The organism is Halorubrum hochsteinianum, from assembly GCF_023702125.1.
GTDB classification, from domain to species: Archaea; Halobacteriota; Halobacteria; order Halobacteriales; family Haloferacaceae; genus Halorubrum; species Halorubrum hochsteinianum.
Genome location: NZ_CP098415.1, coordinates 2,608,281 through 2,625,802 on the forward strand (window position 1 = coordinate 2,608,281; position 17,522 = coordinate 2,625,802).

The 17,522-nt window shown below is 69.4% G+C and carries 16 protein-coding genes; 2 read left to right on the plus strand and 14 right to left on the minus strand.

Annotated elements, in window-relative coordinates:
• Window positions 1-3 precede the first annotated feature (3 nt).
• From NAF06_RS13215 to purT, 7 genes are all read right to left on the minus strand, one after another.
• Window positions 4-2,433 (minus strand): DUF5059 domain-containing protein, encoded by a 2,430-nt coding sequence (locus NAF06_RS13215; RefSeq protein ID WP_008581122.1) that lies wholly within the window; start codon window positions 2,431-2,433, stop codon window positions 4-6.
• Between the two features lie 248 nt (window positions 2,434-2,681).
• Window positions 2,682-3,713 carry a tyrosine-type recombinase/integrase gene (locus tag NAF06_RS13220; RefSeq protein WP_008581124.1) on the minus strand — a complete coding sequence of 344 codons (1,032 nt, stop codon included), beginning with the start codon at window positions 3,711-3,713 and terminating at the stop codon, window positions 2,682-2,684.
• A complete protein-coding gene (locus tag NAF06_RS13225; protein ID WP_049908534.1) occupies window positions 3,706-4,086 on the minus strand; it encodes a DUF5805 domain-containing protein in 381 nt (126 codons plus the stop codon). The genes NAF06_RS13220 and NAF06_RS13225 overlap by 8 nt, the downstream gene beginning before the upstream one ends.
• A 417-nt stretch (window positions 4,087-4,503) precedes the next feature.
• A complete protein-coding gene (locus tag NAF06_RS13230) occupies window positions 4,504-5,409 on the minus strand; it encodes a phosphoribosyltransferase HisG-related protein (RefSeq protein WP_008581128.1) in 906 nt (301 codons plus the stop codon).
• 106 nt (window positions 5,410-5,515) lie between these two features.
• Window positions 5,516-7,387: a hypothetical protein gene (locus NAF06_RS13235; protein ID WP_008581131.1), complete on the minus strand. Its 1,872-nt coding sequence runs from the start codon at window positions 7,385-7,387 to the stop codon at window positions 5,516-5,518.
• Window positions 7,388-7,481: 94 nt separating this feature from the next.
• Entirely contained in the window at window positions 7,482-8,315 is an 834-nt protein-coding gene (locus NAF06_RS13240; protein ID WP_008581134.1) for an MBL fold metallo-hydrolase, read from the minus strand.
• Between the two features lie 627 nt (window positions 8,316-8,942).
• The gene (gene purT / locus NAF06_RS13245; protein WP_008581136.1) at window positions 8,943-10,139 is read right to left on the minus strand and encodes a formate-dependent phosphoribosylglycinamide formyltransferase; all 1,197 of its coding nucleotides are present in this window, start codon (window positions 10,137-10,139) and stop codon (window positions 8,943-8,945) included.
• A gap of 131 nt (window positions 10,140-10,270) precedes the next feature.
• On the opposite strand from purT, the gene uvsE reads away from it, so the two are divergent.
• Window positions 10,271-11,164, plus strand: coding sequence for a UV DNA damage repair endonuclease UvsE (gene uvsE / locus NAF06_RS13250; RefSeq protein ID WP_049908537.1), 894 nt, complete (start codon window positions 10,271-10,273; stop codon window positions 11,162-11,164).
• A gap of 203 nt (window positions 11,165-11,367) precedes the next feature.
• Here uvsE and NAF06_RS15495 read toward each other — a convergent pair whose 3' ends face one another.
• On the minus strand, window positions 11,368-11,502 hold the full coding sequence (locus tag NAF06_RS15495) for a hypothetical protein (RefSeq protein WP_256470639.1): 135 nt from the start codon (window positions 11,500-11,502) through the stop codon (window positions 11,368-11,370).
• 118 nt (window positions 11,503-11,620) lie between these two features.
• Here NAF06_RS15495 and NAF06_RS13255 point away from each other — a divergent pair, with 118 nt between their 5' ends.
• Window positions 11,621-12,013: a hypothetical protein gene (locus tag NAF06_RS13255; RefSeq protein ID WP_008581142.1), complete on the plus strand. Its 393-nt coding sequence runs from the start codon at window positions 11,621-11,623 to the stop codon at window positions 12,011-12,013.
• A gap of 59 nt (window positions 12,014-12,072) precedes the next feature.
• Here NAF06_RS13255 and NAF06_RS13260 read toward each other — a convergent pair whose 3' ends face one another.
• The 6 genes from NAF06_RS13260 to NAF06_RS13285 form a co-directional block, all read right to left on the minus strand.
• Window positions 12,073-12,378: a hypothetical protein gene (locus NAF06_RS13260; RefSeq protein ID WP_008581144.1), complete on the minus strand. Its 306-nt coding sequence runs from the start codon at window positions 12,376-12,378 to the stop codon at window positions 12,073-12,075.
• 61 nt (window positions 12,379-12,439) lie between these two features.
• A complete protein-coding gene (locus NAF06_RS13265) occupies window positions 12,440-13,882 on the minus strand; it encodes a carotenoid oxygenase family protein (RefSeq protein WP_008581146.1) in 1,443 nt (480 codons plus the stop codon).
• A gap of 124 nt (window positions 13,883-14,006) precedes the next feature.
• The gene (locus NAF06_RS13270) at window positions 14,007-15,380 is read right to left on the minus strand and encodes a glutamate-5-semialdehyde dehydrogenase (protein WP_008581148.1); all 1,374 of its coding nucleotides are present in this window, start codon (window positions 15,378-15,380) and stop codon (window positions 14,007-14,009) included.
• The gene (proB, locus tag NAF06_RS13275; protein WP_008581151.1) at window positions 15,364-16,263 is read right to left on the minus strand and encodes a glutamate 5-kinase; all 900 of its coding nucleotides are present in this window, start codon (window positions 16,261-16,263) and stop codon (window positions 15,364-15,366) included. The genes NAF06_RS13270 and proB overlap by 17 nt, the downstream gene beginning before the upstream one ends.
• Window positions 16,256-16,999, minus strand: coding sequence for a pyrroline-5-carboxylate reductase (proC, locus tag NAF06_RS13280; protein ID WP_008581153.1), 744 nt, complete (start codon window positions 16,997-16,999; stop codon window positions 16,256-16,258). Before proC ends, proB begins: the two co-directional genes overlap by 8 nt.
• A 297-nt stretch (window positions 17,000-17,296) precedes the next feature.
• Window positions 17,297-17,494: a hypothetical protein gene (locus tag NAF06_RS13285; RefSeq protein ID WP_008581155.1), complete on the minus strand. Its 198-nt coding sequence runs from the start codon at window positions 17,492-17,494 to the stop codon at window positions 17,297-17,299.
• Window positions 17,495-17,522: the final 28 nt, after the last annotated feature.

The window sequence follows — 17,522 nt, forward strand, 5'->3', positions numbered from 1 at the left end:
CGCTTACTCGACGACGACTTCGCCGACCATCCCGGCCGCCTCGTGCGGGATACACACGTACTCGTGGGTCCCCGCGGTCTCGAAGGTGCGGACGTACGACTGGCCCGACCGGACCGCGCCTTCCCCGTTCTCCCAGCCGGTCCGCGCCGCCTCCTCGGAGTCGAAGTCCCCGGACGCCCAGTACGACGCCCCCTCGGGGATGGAATGCTCATAGGCCGTCACCGAGTGCGGCTCGCCGGCGGCGTGTCGCCACGCGACCGTGTCCCCCTGCGAGACCGTGAGCTCCGCCGGGGCGTACGCGACCGCCTCCATGTCGACGACGTGGTCGGCGTCGTCCGGCACCCCGTCGACGACGTTCGGCCCCCCGCTGAGATCCGTCTCGTCACCCGACTCGCCCGGACCGCCCGACTCGGAGCCACCACCGCCCGCTCCGGCGAGGTCGAGGTCGAGCGGCAGATCCTCGACCGCGTCGACCAGCGCGAATTGCGCGTACTGCGCGGCGTCGGCGAACGACGCGGCGGCCCCGCCGGCGTCGCCGCCCTCTCGCAGCGCGGTCGCGTAGGCGTCGAGTCGCTCCTCGAAGGCGTGGTACGCGTTGCGGTCCGCCTCCTCGAGCAGTTCGTGGACGCGGGCCTCCTCGAAGTGCGCGAACGCGTCCTCCGCGGTCGCCGCGGCGGCGTCCCCGTGCGACCCGCCCCCGTTCTCGACGACCGCGTACGCCGACGAGAGCGCCGCGTCTCCGAACCGCTTCGCCGCGGCCGACACGTCACCGCCGTCGGTCGCGGCTGTCGCGACGCTCCCGAGCCGGTCCTCGAACGTCTCGTAGAGCGCCTCGTCGGCCGCTTCGAGAGCCTCGTGGTACCCTCCGGCACCGGCCTCGAAGTGCTCGAAGGCGGCCCGGGCCACCGCCGCCGCCCGGTCCGAGTCGCCGAGCGCGTTGAGGACCGCGGCGTCGAACCCGCGAGCCGCCACGTACGTCGCCTCGGCACCGCTCACGGCCGCCGTGGTCCCGGCCGCCGTCTCGAACTCGAGGAGCGTCGACCGGACTCCGTCGTAGTGCGTCTCGACCGCCGCGTCGTTGGCGCTCTCGAAGGCGTCGATCAGCCCGGCGAGGTGTTCCTCCTCGAACGTCTCGTAGAGATCCTCGTCGGTCTCCTCGACGGTCTCGTGGAGGTCGAGTTCGTTCTCCTCGAAGCGACCGAACAGCCCCTCGGCGACCGAGGCGGCCTCGTCGCTCCGTCCGCGCCGATACCGCTCGCGCGCGTCGTCGAATCGCGCCCGGAAGAACGCCGCCTCCAGGAGCGGCGCGCCCGCGCCGGCGAGCGCCTCGATCCCGGCTACGAGGTTCGAGTCTACCGCCGCGACCCCCTCGTCGACGCCCGACTCGTCCTCGGCCTCGATCGCGGACTGGAGGTCCGAGAGCCCGGCTTCGAACCCCTCGTACGCCTCGCGGTCCGCCGATTCGAGCGCTTCGTGTGCGCGCGCTCCTTCGAAGTGCGCGAAGACGTCGCTCACCGCCGACGCGGCCCGCTCCGGCTCGCCGTTCGCGGCGAGCCGGCGAGCGTCGTACACTCGGTCCCTGTAGACGGTCAGACCCGCCGCGTGCGCGAAGTCCGAAGAGGGGCCGCCAAGCGACGAGAGCGCGGCCGCGTCCCAGCCCCGCGCCTGAAGCGCCGCCACGTGTCCCGCGCCGGCGACCGCCTCCGCGTCCGCGACCGCGTAGCTCCCGTCGATCGCCGCTTGGAACGCCTCGGCGGACGCCGTCCGGACGGCGTCGGCGTCCTCCGATTCGGCCGCCGAGGCGACGGAGTCGACCCCGGACTCGAACGCCTCGTACGACTCGGCGTCAGCGGACTCGAAAGCGTCGTGGACCGCCGCGTCCTCGAACCGGGCCAGCGCGTTCTCGGCCGCCGCGCGCGCCGCTTCGAAGCTCCCGGAGGCGGCGAGGAACGCGGCATTCCGAACCGTGACGCCGAGCAGCTGTAGCTCGAAGGCCTGCGAGGTCGCCTCCCCCGCGACGGCCTCTTGCGCCTCCGCCAGCTGCGCGTCGGCGATGCCCGCCTCCTCGCGGGCGCGCTCCGTGTCGCCCGCCTCCAGTCCGGCCGTTCGGAGTTCGCCGAGCGCCTCCTCGAACTCCGCGTAGTTCGACTCGCTCGTCGCTTCGAGCGTCTCGTGTGCGCCGTACTCGCCTGACGCCTCCTCGAACCGGGCGAACACGTCCCCCGCGACGGCCGCACCGGTGGCCGGCTCGTCGGCGACGCCGAGAGCGAGCGCGTCCCACAGCCGGGCGCGCATCGCGTTCCACTCCGCGGCGACCGCCGCGTGTACCGACTCGCCTTCCGACTCGGGTGACTCGGCCGCGCGTTCACCGTTCCCCCCGCTACGGGAGTTACAGCCCGCCGTTCCGGCCGCGATCGCCGCCGCGCTCGTCATTAACAGAGTGCGTCTCGTGGGCGACATCATAATTTAGGTCTACCTAAAACAAAATAAGTCCACCGGATTTTCGGCCACCCTAAAAACGTGCGCGACTGTCGGCCGACCGGGTCGCGTGCCCCCCGACTCACCGCTCATCGCGCCGCTGACGTCCGTGTCTTCCATATAGCGACATACAGTTTATTCGTTCGATCTCAGACCGAATCTGACGGATAACAGCCGACGGGAAGCGTTCAGGTTCTGCCGAACTACACTCCTAGTCGGTACACGTTCGCCTCGTAGGTCTCGCGCACCTGGTCGCCCCAGTTGTGGGTGTACGTGTCGATCACGTCGTCGGCGACGTCGCCGCGGAGGTATTTCACCACGCCGCGGTCCCCGGTCCGGTCCCGGAGGTGGGTGGTGAAGAAGTGCCGGAAGTAGTGGGGCGTGACGTTCTCGTCGGCCCCGCCGCCGGTCCGGTACCACCCCTCCTCCCGAGCGTACCGCTCGACCACGTGTCTGACCGCCTGCGGCTCCAAGCGCTCACCCCATCCTTCCGCGGTGCCGACGAACAGCGGTTCGGCCGGGGAGGGGGAGTCCGGTCGGATCGCGAGCCAGCGCTTCAGGGTCCGACGCAGTTCGTCGTCGATCGGGATCACCGTCCCGCGCTTGCGCTTGTTCGCGGCCGTCCGCACCTCGCCGTTCAGCTTCTCTCCGACGGTCGCCTCCGAAGTCACGAACAGCGAGTCGGGCCGACCGGACAGCGCCGGGCGCTCGCCGAGGGGGTACGCCGCGTTGAGCTCCGGATCGGTGACCGCGACGTCCCGAAGATCGAGGTTACACAGCTCTCCGACCCGCATTCCGGTCTTCAGCAGCGTGACCAGCAGCGCGCGGTGAAGGGGATGGCGGACCCTCGCGACGAACGACCGCATCGCCGGAATCGACACGTCGCGCCGGGCGGGGTCCTTGTCGACCGTCTCGTCCATCTCCTCTATCACCAGCGTCATCGGATTCCCGTCGAACGCCCCGACCTCAGTCATGTACCCGTAAAACCGGCTGAGGTACGCCGCGTACGTGGCCACGGTGCTGTCGGCGACGTCGCCGCGGAGCGAGTGGACGAACGACATACAGTCGCGGTGCGTCGCCGATTCGGGGTCCGCGTCGTCGAGGAACGACTCGAACCGCCGCAGGACCCGTTCGTACGCCTCTCGGGTCCGGTCGGTCTTCCCGTGGTACGTGAGATCCTCGAGGAAGTACCCGATCGGGTCGTCGGGCTCGGGCGCGGAGCGCGTGCTACTCATCGGTCAACACGTACCCCCCGTCCCGGCCGCTGTACCGAACGCGGTCGCGCGCCTGGAGGTCATCGAGCGTCGCCTCCAGTTCGTCCTCCACGTCGCCGACGACCGCCTCGACGAGCTCGTCCCACGACCGGGGGCCCGATTCGAGAACCGCGTGGACGCGCGTTTCGAGGTCGCGACCCCCGGGGTCGGACGGCTCGGAAGCGGGTTCCTCGCCCCCGGCCGACTCATCCGGTGTGAACTCCCTGCGACCGGCCTGAACCATCGTCCTGACGAACTCGCTCAGCGACATGTCGAGTTCGTCGGCGTGGTCGCGCCACACGTCTTTTTGCTCCGCCGGCACGTACGTCTTCACCGACTGTCGATCCCCTCCCATCGTTCTCGGACGAGGGTTCTCCCGCCGCTCACTTCAAACTATCCCAGATTTCCAGATAAGTGACTTTATCTTCGCGTGTAGTACCCTAAAGAGGCCGCTATTTAGCGAATATGCGTAAAACTGTCTCGTTCAGAGGGTGGCTTATGTACTAGAATTGCGGATAAATAAGGCGTGAGATTGACAGGGCTCGCATCGGGGTGGATCGGCTGGTCCGACCGGCCCCCGCGTTCGACCGGGAGGCGCGAACTGTTTCCGAGCGCGGCGGGTTCCTCCACCGTTCAGCGGCTCCGCGTCGTCTCGCGAAGCCGAAACGGAGTACCGGAGCTCAGCGCTGAAATCGGACTGGCGGCGCGATGACGTGTCGAACCCGTCTCAGCGCGTACTGATATAGTCCATCTCGCTATATCCTCTTCCGGCTCAGACGCGGATCTCCGAGTCGGCGGCCTCGCGTTCGAGCGCCCGGAGGACCCGAGACACGGACTCGTCCGTCTCGGCCGCGTTGCGCATGAGTACCGTCTCGCTGGGGAAGAGGTGTTCGCCGACGGAGAGCCCGTGTTCGCGGGCCGTCGAGCCGGTGACGGTGAGGTAGACGCCGAGACCGACGCGGGCGATGGCGGCCTCCTCCTCCTCGTTCGCGTCGGGATAGACGAACTCGACGCCGTCCAATGCGTCCGTCCCCAACACGGCGGTGACGAGCCGTTCGTACCGCGGCGAGATACACAGCGGCCCCTCGTAGTCGGCGAGGTACTCACGGTCGAACGCCGCTCCCGGCGCTCGGTCGTCCTCGCGGCCCATCAGCGTGTGATACACCGTGTCGCCGAGTCCGGTCACGACGCGAACGTCGGTGTCCACCGGGTCGATGCGGTCGTTGATGTCGGAGATGTTCCCCAGGCCGGCCGCCCTGATCCCGACGACCTCCTCCAAGACGAGGTCCGCGGAGTCGAACCCAAGCGCGAACTCGTGGGTCCGCAGGGCCCGGAAGGGCTCCTCGCGGCCGACGAGCTTGACCCTCACGTCGCCCAGATCGACCGTCGCGGCGTCGAAAACGATTCGGCGCGGCTTCCCGCTCCGGTCGTCGCGTAGCAGCGTGAACTCCGGTTCCGCCGGCGTCTCGGGGTCCGAGTACTCGGCCAGCCGCTCGTAGGGGCCGCCGTCGGCGTCCACAGCGCCCTTCGTGACCGCCTTCTCGTACCGGAGGGTGTTGCTCACGCTGTCTGCGAGCCGGTCGAGGCGATCGTCGTCCGAAACGGCCGCGATCCGCTCTAAGACCGCTTCGAGCGGGCGTCCCTTTCGCGGGACGGCGACCGGAATCGGATCTGTCATTGATCGATCTGCGGCCGCGCGCGTAAAACGGGTTGCGTTTTCCGATTCGCCGGACGACCGGGTGAGGAAGGAATCGATTCGCCGCGTCTCGCAGTCAGGTCCCGGGTTACGGGCCGAACGCTTCGTTCAGTCGACTGCGGAACTCGTCGAGCTCTTCGAGGTGTTCGTTGATCTCGTCCAACTCGGCGGCCACGTCGTTGAGGTCCTCGCCGAGCCGGTCCTCGATGTCGGTGAGGCGCGTGTCGACCTCCGCGAGGTCGTTCCACAGGTCGTCGAACTCGTCGTCGAACCGCCCGAGGTCGGATTCGACGTCCTCGACGCGGTCCTCGGCGGCATCCGCGCGCCCGGCCGCGTCTTCGGCGGCCTCCTCCGCGCTCTCGGCGCGCTCCGCGGCCTTGTCGACCTCCTCGTACAGCGTCTCCACGTCGTCGCCCAGGTCGTCGACGGACTCCGCGACGGCCTCGGCTTCGCCCTCGACTCGGTCGACGTCGGCCCCGAGACCGTCGACATCGGCCCCGAGATCGTCCACCTGAGTCTCGACGGTCGAGACGGCGTCTCTGACCGATTCGACCGCCTCGTCGACGGAGTCAACCTCTTCCTCGACGGCCCGAACGTCGTCCTCCACGTTCCGCACGTCGTCTTCGACACCCCGAACGTCGCCTTCGACGGCCTCAACGTCGCTCTCGACGCCGTCCACGCGGTCTTCGACCGCACCGACCGCGTCGGAGGTGGACGCGACCGCGGAGTCGACGCGGGCGACATCGGACTCGATCGCCTCGCGCTCCTCGTCGGCGTCCGCGAGGCGGTCGTCGAGCGCGGAGACCTCGGACTCGACGGCGTCGACCCGGTCGTCGATCCCGTCGAGGATCTCCCGGGCCGTGCCCTCGCCGTCGATGAACTCCGCGAGCGCGTCGGCGTACGCCTCGATGTCGGCGACGCTGGACTGGAGGCGGGCGATCCGCACGTCCACGCTCCGGGGCACGGACGCTTCGAACGCCTCCTCGATGGTCTCGATGTCCTCCTCGTCGGCCGCGCCGGTCCGGATCTCGGCCGCCAGCGCCGCCGCGAGGCCGCCTTCGCCGGGGAGCGTTGCGGCCGCGTCGTCGTCTTCCGCCCCTTCGCTGTCGGACGGTTCGCCGGCCTCGTCGGCGACCGGCTCGTCGGCCGCTCCGTCGACCTCCTCAGCGGCTTCCCCCTCCGGCTCTTCGGCGGATTCATCGTCCGCTTCCTCGGGTGCGTCCGCGTCGGATTCCGTCTCGGCGTCCGTTTCGCCCGCGGACCCGACCGGCGAGCCCTCGTGCGGGGTGACGGCGGCCGTTCCGTCTTCGACCGAACGCGGTTCAGGGGCGTCTGCCGCCGCGTCGGCCTCGGACTCTTCGGTCTCTTCGACCGCTTCGGCCGCGTCGGCGTCTGCGGGCGGCTCCCACTCCTCGGCGGCGGGATCTCCGTCGGCGTCCGCCTCGTCGGCCGCAATCGGCTCAGCGGCCTCCTCTGCGGGGTCCTCCGGAAGCAGCTCCTCGTCTTCCGCCATGCCGGGGAGCGTCGCGCGGTCGCCCGAGAGCACCTCTCTGACGGCGTCCGTGTCGCCGGCTCCGAGGACGTCCTCGATCTCCTCGCCGACGGGAACGTGCTCGATGACCGGCGTCCCGAGGAAGCCGTCGAGGTCGGGGTCGTCGTCGCGGATCCCGAACACCGTCTCGACGGTCTCGTCGGGGTCTATCACCCGCTCGAACTCCACTCGGTGGTCCTTGTACGCCGTCCAGTTCTCGCTCTCGTACTCCGGGTGGAACCCCACACGGTCCATCGGAAACGACTCCGGGATCCGGTCGACGATACGCACCCGTACGGGGTCCTCGCGGTGTGAAGAGAGGGTGTACCTCACCGCGGGCACGGGGAACGCGTCGTCCGTGAAGGATTTCTCGACGCGGATACCGTCCTCGTCGACGGTCGTGGCCGCCTCCGCCGTCCGTTCGCTCATACCCGCACGGTCCCGGAGCAGGGGCTTAAATTCCACGGGCCGCGTTTCGTGGTTGATAACCGAAACGTCGCGAAAACGGCCGCTTGACTCCGGATTACAGGTCGATCCGGTCGCCGATCTCCGCGATCTCCAGTCGGTTCGGCGACTCGTAGCTCCTGACGTGGTCGTGGAGCGCGGTCGGATCGGCGGTCAGCCCCTTCCACATGTCCCAGTGAGTCGGAACCAACCGGTCGAGTCCGAGGTCGTTCGCGGCCGTCGCGATCTCGTTCTCGTCGCTGTACCACTTCGTGGGGACCGGCTCTCCGGTCTCCTTGTCCGGAATCGTGCCCTCGGAGCCGAACGCGAGGATGCCGAGGTCGATGTCGAACCGCTCCGCGAGCCCGGTGAACGAGTCCGACGGCTTGCTGTCGCCGGCGTGGAACACCGTTCCCGACTCGTGTTCGAGGACGTAGCCGACCGGATGCGTGGCGTCCGCATCGTGCGTTTCGACGACGTGAACGGTGAACTCGCCGATCCGCAGCTCGTCGCCCTCCCGCACCTCCGTGAAGGCGGCCTCGTCGACCTCGTACTCGTCGGTCCACCGCTCCTCCTCGCGCGCGACCGCGAGCGAGTCGTCGGCCGCGACGAAGTCCGCGTCCGTGTTCGCGAGGATCGGGGCCTGCGAGGGGCCGTGGACGTGGTCCGTGTGTTCGTGCGTCGCCAACACCGCGTCCGCGCTGTCGACGTCGGCGGGATCGAAGGGAATCGGGACCATCCGGATCGTCCGCGGCGGGTCGCCCGTCCCGACGTACGGGTCGATCCAGAGAACGGTCCCCTCGCTCCCCTTCACCGCGAAGCCGTTACAGCCCAGATACCACAGCGCCACCGTCTCGGGGTCTGCGTCGGCCACCGCGCGCGGCAGCCAGTCGCCCCAGTCGGAGTCGACCATGGGCGTCGCTGGGCGGGCGCAGAGCGTAACGTTTCCGGACTCTACCGGGGTCGGCCGCAAATCCGTCGGTGATAGAAGGTCAGTTTCCGTTCGGTCGCAAACGCATGTATCGTATTTCGCTATATTGAATCCGGTGGCAGCGGCACGGGAAGGTCTAGATCGAATTCGAACCGTATCGTGAGCTGAACCCCTCCAGAGGGCCGGCCGGGTGCGGTCAGGTCGGGGAAATTACCGGTCTTGGCCGCCGGAAGGCGAACACACCGAAGCACGGGAAAGCCTCGCGACCTCGAAGGGTTCCGACCCGTGCGGGCGACCGCGGCGAAATCGGTCCCGGTCCTTCGGCCGGACCGCGGCTCGGTGTTCGTGACAGCGCCGGAATGCCGCGGGATCGAGGGGACACCCTCCGGGTATCGCTCAGACGGTCGTCGGCCCTAGCCCGCACCGGCTCCGCGTCAGTGTATCGAGGCCCGCAACACGCCGTGGTCGTCGTGGGCGAGCCCGTCGCCAGTCTCTCGCCACCGCCAGCCGCGGTCGCCGGTAGTGCTCGGCGCGACGATTTCGCCCTTCTCGGTCGTCGGGCTCGCCGTGATATTCCCCGGGCTCCTCCTCGTCGGCGGCGTCCCCGCCTCACGCGTCGTCGTGTATCTCGATCTGACCCACCGCGGACTCCGCGCGCTCGCGGGCCGCGTCGGTGTCCGCCGCGGTGCTCACGGCGACGCCCATTCGGCGGCCGGCGTAGGCCGACGGTTTCCCGAACAGTCTGAGGTCGGTCTCCGGTGTGCCGAGCGCCGCTTCGACACCGGTGAACGCCGGCGTGTCGACCGACTCGTCGGCGACGAGGGCGTGGCTCGCGCCCGGTCGCTCGACGGTCACGTCCGGAACCGGAAGACCGAGGATCGCTCGGAGGTGGAGGCCGAACTCGCTGACCGACTGCGTGCCGAGGGTCACGAGTCCGGTGTCGTGGGGACGTGGCGACAGTTCGCTGAAGAACACCTCGTCGTCGCGGACGAAGAACTCGACGCCGAAGATCCCGTGGCCGCCGAGCCCGTCGGTGACACGCTTGGCCATCGCCTGCGCGCTCGACAGCGCGTCCTCGCTCATCGGGTGCGGCTGCCAGCTTTCGCGGTAGTCGCCGTCGACCTGGCGGTGGCCCACGGGCGGGCAGAACGTGGTCCCCCCGGCGTGGCGGACGGTGAGCAGCGTCAACTCGTAGTCGAAGTCGACGAACTCCTCGACGATCACGCGGCCGGTATCGGACCGCGTCCCGCCCCTGGCGGTCTCCCACGCCGCCTCCGGGTCGTCTCCCGCCCTGACGATCGACTGGCCCTTCCCGGAGGAGGACATCGTCGGTTTCACCACGACCGGTCGCCCGATGCGGTCGACCGCGGCTCTGTACTCGGCCTCGTTGTCGGCGAAGGCGAACGCGCTGGTCGGCACCTCCGCCTCCTCCGTGGCGAACTCCCGGATCCACTGTCGGTCCATCGTGAGTCGGGTCGCCTCGGCCGTCGGGATCACCTCGTACCCCTCCTCTTCGAGCCGCGTGAGCTCCGCCGTCGCGATCGCCTCGATCTCGGGCACGACGTAGTCCGGATCCTCCTCGACGACGATCTCGCGGAGCGCGTCCGCGTCCGTCATGTCGACGGTGTGAGACCGGTGTGCGACCTGTTTGGCGGGGGCACCGTCGTACCTGTCGACGGCGACCGTCTCGATCCCGAGCGACTGCGCCTCGACGAGCAGTTCCTTCCCCAGTTCGCCGCTCCCGAGCAGCAGGAGCGTCGTCGCGTTCTCCGTTCCCGGCGTCCCGAACCGCGTCCCTTCGGACATAGAGGCTTGTCGGAGCGAACGCGAATAAAACCCGGCGGGGACCCCGAGGCGGGGCGCGGCGGAACGGCCCGACGCGGCGACGACGGTCGGTGATCCCAGGCGGCTAAGCGTCTCGAGACCGTGGGACGCGTGTGCTCGGATACGCCTGCCTGAACCGGACCCTCAGAGACCGCTCCGATCCGGTTCGGTGTAACCGCGACATGCGGCGGTCGACGTGGGAGTCCGACGGCCTTCCGTACGCCTCCGAACTGACGCGCCAGAACTTCGCCGACCTGTTGACGATGCTGCGGTGGAACCGCGACCACGACGTCCGGTTCTACCGGTGTACGTCGACGCTCGTCCCGTGGAACTCTCAGTTCGATCTCGTCGATCTCCCCGACTACGACGAGATCGAACGGATCGCCCGACGATGCGGCGACCTGATCGAAAACGAGGGGATACGGCTGACCTTCCACCCGGACTACTGGTGTAAGCTCGCCAGCGACTCGCCGGACACCGTCGAGCGCTCGGTCAGGGCGATAGAGTACCACGCGGACTGGCTCGATCTGATGGGGCTCGACCGCTCCCCGCGCTACGCGATCAACGTCCACATCGGTGCCACGTACGGCGACAAGGAGGCGACCGCCGAGCGCTTCCGCGACGCGGTCAGGTCGCTATCGCCCGGTGCGAGGCGTCGGCTAACCGTCGAGAACGACGACAAGCGGGGGCTCTGGAGCGTCCGGGAACTCGCCTCGGCGGTGAGCGACGCGACCGGGGTCCCGACCGTGTTCGACTACCACCACCACTGCTTCACCGACCGCGGCCAGACGTTCCGTGAGGGGTTCGAGACTGCCGCCGAGACGTGGGGCGACGTCCGCCCGATCGCTCACTACTCGGAACCGAAACGGCTCCGGGACCCCGAGGCACGACCCCAGACTCACGCGCGTTTCGTCTCCGACCTCCCAGACTGGCTGCGCGACCGGGCGGACGTGATGATCGAGGCGGGCGGGAAAGAGCGCGCGCTGGAGCGCCTCCGGTCGGCGTAATCCGGGCCGAACGTCCGATCGCGGTCGGGACTCGCCGTCACCTCCACCGGTCCCGACGGCGAGTTCGCGCTCTCGGACACCGTCGCCGCCCCCGGCGTCGCGCCCGGTGACAGACCGGCCGCCGGGGCGTCGGAACTGCCGTCGTCCGCGCTGGCGCTCGCGACCGGCTGAACGGCTCCTCTCGACCGGCGTAGGGAGGCGGTCTACGACTCCTCGTCACCCCCGTCGGTGACGATCTCCACGTTCTCGGCCGGTTCGCGCTCCGGTAGCGACGGTTCCTCGTCCTCCTCCTCCTCGACTCGACCGGACCAGTCTCGGCTCCCGTAGTCGTGACACATGGTACAACATACCAATGTACCTCTGAGGAATTAAATCCTAGGTACTGAGGCGTCTGTGTCGGCTTAGCACCGACTCGGGTCGAGACAGATTCAAACCGGCACGGGACGATCGACCGACATGGGGCAGCGAACCCTCGGCGGGGACGACCTGTCCGAGCTACGCCGACGGTACCGGGCGCTCGTCACGACGGAGCTCCCGCGGGCGGCGCGGGATCGCGACGGCTGGCCGGTCGACGAGGACCACTGCTTCGTCAGGATCGTTCTCGACGACCTGTTCGACGACGTCTGGTACGAACACGTTCCGGGCCGACCCGCGTACGAGCACCTCTCGCCGTCGCAACTCCGTGAAGCCGTCGAGACCGCGGAGCGGATGCTCGACGAGGGGCGGCCGCTCGTCGACGAACTGAACCGGCGGTCGCTCGACCGGCGCGACGCGGAGGACACGGCGAGCGGCCGACGGCGCGGACGCCCGCTCAGCGACGAACGGGGCCTCCGAGGGGGACCTCGCTGACGGTCAGATCGCGCCGCCGCCGGGTTCCCGTGACGGGGTCGCGCCGATTCCGCCCCGGTTCACGACCGGTCACGGACGGCCCGGCTCGTGTCCGTCTCGACCCGTAGCTTGTCGGTCCCGCGGATCCACTCGAGGTAGCCGTCGAGACGGTCGGCTGACCGGAGCGCCTCGATCGTGTCGTAGTCGGCCCGGAGCTCCGCGTTCGTGAAGACCGCGTGGATCTGGTCGTGACACGGACGACAGAGGTCGACCGTCGGACTCGTGGCCCGTTCCTCCGGCCGGAGGTGGTGCTCTTGGACGACCCGCGGGTCCGGGATCCGCTCATCCGGAACGACGCGGCGACAGAGGGCACAGGTCGTCGGCATGGAGGCGGATCGGTCGTCGTCGCAGATAACTTCTGTCCGCGTTCGGCGGCGGGAACGACGCTCAGTTCATGCTCCGGCCGGGCGAGGACGGCCCGTAGAACTGTCCGTGGAACCCGTACGGGAGCCTGTGCGGGAGCCGTGCGCGACCGCGCTCCTCTAGGGTCTCGGCGTCCAGACAGACGAGGTCCGAGCGGTCGGCCGCCGGCTTGAGCACCACCGAGAGCACCACCCCGCCGTCCTCGTCGGCCGAGTCCGGGCGCGACACGAACAACGGTTCGCCCGGATGCGCGCCCGTCTCACGCCACCTGCGAACGGTTCCGGCCTCCACGTCGACCTTCGTGACGTCCGTCGGCAGGCTCGATCCCCCGTCCGTCTCCGCGAGGTAGACGTACCGATGTGGCCGGCCGTTCACGGCCCGGTAGTTGATGACCGGGAACTCGACCGGCCCGCGGTGGAGCCGCTCCCGCTCGGCGTCGCCACCGGTCAGCGGGAGCGTGTAGCGGTAGAGGTCCCCTCTGGGCAGGTCCGGATCGTCGCTCCGGAGGTTCGACAGTTCGAGCCCGGTGACCGCGCGCTCGTCCTCGAACGCGACGAGGTCCACGACGACCTCGCCGTCGCGCTCGTAGGCGTTCGCGTGGTGGTAGACGAACGCCGGGGACGCCGTCACCGTCGCCTCGCGGACGCCGGTCTCGCGGTCGAGGACGAGGAAGCGGAGCGGGGCGTCTAACGGCTCGAACGCGTCCAGGAACGTCTCCTTCGTCACCGCGCCGCGCAGGAGGCGAGTCGTGTCCAGTCCGAACGCGTTCACCGTGACCACGGCGTACCGCTCCGTCAGCGCGAACGAGTGGATGTACGGGGCCTCTCCGAAGCGGAGCCGCGTCAGGGGCGTGGGAGCGCCGCCGTCGGCGGGCCGACGGAACAGCGTGTAGACGGTCTCGCGGCCGTACGAGACGCCGAGGTTGTAGAAGGCGTCCTCGTCGTGGTCGTAGTGGACGTGCGCGAGCGTGAGATCGCTGTCGAGCCCGGCGACGAGGTCCTTTCGGCCGGTCGTCTCAAGGGTCTCGAGGTCGACCGTCAGTGCGGTCGGCGACTCGGTGACCGCGGCGACCTCGTCGCCGAAGCGCTGGACGCCGATAACGGGGTTGTCCGGGAACGTCCCGTCGAGAACCTGCCGGAGCCGCGTCCAGACGGGTCGGTCGGGGGGCGTGCCGGGGAACGGGGTGCGGACGCCGCCGCCGGCCGCCGCGAACTCGTAGTCGCGGCTCCGGACGAACCGGTTCGCGTAGCGCACTCCGTCGTCGTCGATCCGGAAGCGGCGCAGCATCGCCAGCGGGTCGAACCAGTGACGCAGCGACGTGTCGCCGGCCTCGAACTGCCCCGGGCCGTTGCCGACGAGATCGCCCGTGAGCCAGTCCGGGAACGAACCGTCGACGGGCAACCGTGTGTCGTCGACCTCTTCGCGCTGCGTGCGAAAGCCCGCGCGGTAATCGTCGTGCGTGGTCACACGTCACAGTACGCCCGAGGCGTCCTAGTAGCATCGGTGCCGCTCGCGGAGAGAGCGGGGTCCCGGCGTCGTCCGGGCCCGCGCGGACCGGGGCGTCCGACGACTTGACGCCGGACGGGGTTCACTACCGCGTCGACAGCCGGCCGGGCGTCCACTCGACGCCGTCGAGTTCGCGGTGGGTGAACGGGAGGGCGTCCTCGCCGCTGTAGCTCGCGACGAGGTGGCCGTCGCCTTCGAGGTAGTACTTGTAGGTGGTGAGCCCCTCCAGCCCCACCGGCCCGCGGGCGTGGACCTTCCCGGTGGAGATGCCGACCTCCGCGCCGAGGCCGTACCGGTAGCCGTCCGCGAAGCGCGTCGACGCGTTGTGGAAGACGCTCGCGGCGTCGACGCCGGTCATGAACCGCTCGGCCGTCTCGGCGTCCTCGGTGAGGATCGACTCGGTGTGTTTCGAGCCGTGGTCGTTGACGTGTTCGATCGCGGCGTAGGCGTCGTCGACGACCTTGATCGACAGTTCGAGGTCGCCGTACTCGGTGTCCCAGTCGTCGGCGGTGGCGGGGTCGACGTCGACGGCCTCGCGGGTCCGCTCGTCGCCCCGCAGTTCGACGCCGGCCGCCTCGTAGCGCTCGACGAGGTCGGGGAGGAACGCGTCGGCGACCGACTCGTGGACCAACAGCGTCTCGACCGCGTTACACACCGCGGGGTACTGGACCTTCGCGTCGAAGGCGACGTCCTCGGCCATCTCCAGGTCGGCGTCCGAGTCGACGTAGACGTGACAGACCCCCTCGGTGTGGCCCAAGACGGGGATCTGCGTGTTCGACTGGATGTAGGAGACGAACTCCGAGGAGCCGCGCGGCATCACGAGGTCGACCCGATCGTCGAGTTCGAGCAGGCGGTCGACCTCCTCGTGGGCCTCGATGAGCGCGGCCCAGCCGTCGGGGAGGTCCGCGGTCGCGTCGGCGATCGCCTCGTGGAGGACCCGGTTCGACTCGCTCGCCTCGCTGCCGCCCTTGAGCACGACGGCGTTGCCGGACTTCAGCGCGAGCGCCGCGATCTGGACGAGCGCGTCGGGGCGCGACTCGAACACGGTCGCGACGACGCCGATCGGGACCGCGACCCGGTACAGTTCGAGGTCCTCGTCGAGCTCGCGGGCCGAGAGCGTCTCGCCGAGCGGGTCGTCCTGTTCGGCGACCGACTCGACCATCGACGCGATCGACTCGATCTTGGTCGCGTCGAGCTTCAGGCGGTCGACGAGCGCCTGCGTGTACTCGCCGTCCGCGAGCATCGCCTCCGCCTCCTCGACGTCGACCGCGTTCGCGTCGAGGATCTCCGACTCGCGCTCGCGGATCGCGTCGGCGATCGACCGGAGCGCCTCGTTCCGGGTCGCCTCGTCGGCGTTCGCGAGCCGGAGCGCGGCGCGCTCCGCCCGGCGGGCCAGTTCGTCGGTGTCTCCTGCGAGGTCGGTATCGGGGTCGGCGTCCGTGTCACTCATCGTCGTCACCCGCCTTCGGGACGAATAGCGTCCCAGTCGGCTTACCCGCTGCGATCCGCGCCAGCACGTCGCGCTCGGCGGAGCCGGCGATGATCGCGGGGATCCCGTTGCGGCTCACGTCGTGTGCGCCCTCGACCTTCGTGCGGATTCCGCCGAAGTCGGTCTCGGTGCCGCCGCCGACGATCTCCCGGAGCCGGTCGTAGCCGTCGTCGACCGCCTCGATCAGCTCCGCGTCGGCGTCCCGCTTCGGGTTCCCGGTGTAGACGCCGTCGACGTCGGTGAGCGTCACGAGCAGGTCGGCGTCCAGGCCGAGCGCGACGGACGCCGACAGCATGTCGTTGTCGCCGATCCGAAGCTCGTCGGTCGCCACCGCGTCGTTCTCGTTGACGACGGGGACGACCCCCCACGACAGCAGCGTCTCGACGGTGTTCGTGAAGTTGTCGAACCGCTCGGGCGCGTCGAGGTCGGTCCCCGTCACCAGTATCTGGGCGACGTCCTGGTCGAACCGCTCGAAGCTCTGCGTGTAGTGCCGCATCAGGAGCCCCTGTCCGACCGTCGAGAGCGCCTGATTCTCGACGATCGAATCGACGTCGTCCCGCGACTCCGGCCCCTCGTCGAGCCGGCCGGTGCCGGCTCCGACCGCGCCCGACGAGACCAGCACGACCTCCGTGCCGCGCTCCCGGAGGTCCATCACGTCGGCGACGAGTTTGTCGAGCTTCACGCGGTCGAGCCGCGAGTCCTCGTCGGTTAGCGAGTTCGTCCCGGCCTTGACGATCACGCGGTCGGCCGCGGCCGCCCGCTCCCGGGCGGCGGCGACGCGCTCGTCGTCGGCGGCCGCGACGGTCGTCCCGTCGGCCGCGGCCGTCCGCTCGACGCCCGCGTCCTCAGGCATCGTCGAACGCCTCCGCGAGCTCGCGGGACCGGCGCTCGGCGGCCGCGACGGCGTCCTCGACCGCCTCGTCAGCGTCGCTGTCCCACAGCACGTCCATCCCCTCTATCGTCGTCCCGTTCGGCGAGCAGACCGCGTCGATGAGCTCGTCGACGCTGCGGTCGTCGCGCAGCACGGTCTCTGCGGCCCCCTTGAACGTCTGCGCGGCCAGCGTCTCGGCCTGCTCGGGGTCGAGCCCGCCGTCGATCCCGCCCTGTTTCATCGCGTCGATCAGGTAGAAGGCGAAGGCGGGGCCGCTGCCGTTGACCGCCGTCGAGACGTGCATCAGCGACTCGTCGACCTCGACGAACTCGCCGACCGCGTCGAGCATCTCCCGGACTTCGTCGGTCAGGCCGGCGTTCGTCGCCGCCGCGGCCATGTTCCCCGTCTCCGCCGCGAGGTTCGGCATTATCCGGACGACGGACGCGTCGGTCCGCTCGTCGACGAACCCGCGGGGGAGGCCCGCGGCCAGCGTGACGAGCTGTTGGCCGCCTCGGAGGTCGAGCTCGTCGAGCACCGCCGGCGCGACGTCCGGCTTCACCGCGAGGACGACGATATCGGCCTCGCGCGCCGCCGCCACGTCCTCGCTCGTCTCGTCGACGGCGTCTTCGATCGCGTCGAGCGCCTCGGGGTCGAGGTCGATCGCCGTGAGGTGATACCCCCCCGCACGGGCGAGTCCCCTCAGCAGGGCACTCCCCATGTTGCCGCAGCCGATAACGCTTATTCGGGTCATTTGGCCCTACGGAATCAACGGGCGGACATACCAACTGCGGTTTTCGCAAGATTGTCGGCTCAGGGATCCCGTCGAGAACCCTGTAGTACAGATACCCGCTCTCGACCGCCCAATACCGCGAAAAAGCCACCGAAACGGGGGCCGACGGGATCCGTGACGAGAGAACAGGCGTGGGTCATCGGAGACGTGCGTTGGAACGTTCGAATGCCTCGGGATGACCGCGGTACGAGGCGTCGAATTTCACCGAAGACGAACGCTACTCCACTATATCGAATCCAACTCGTCTTCGAACCGATAGACGGCTATGATCGCACCCATCGAGAGCGCGACCGTACAGACCATCGACCAAGCGAACATTTCGTCCGGACCGTCTCCCAGCAGCGCGCCCACCGTAACCGAAACGAGCAGGATCGCTACCGTCGCGATGCCGCCGGCCACCCGAACGAATAGCTCTTCGTTCATATCCCGTTGCTCACGAGCGAATGACTAG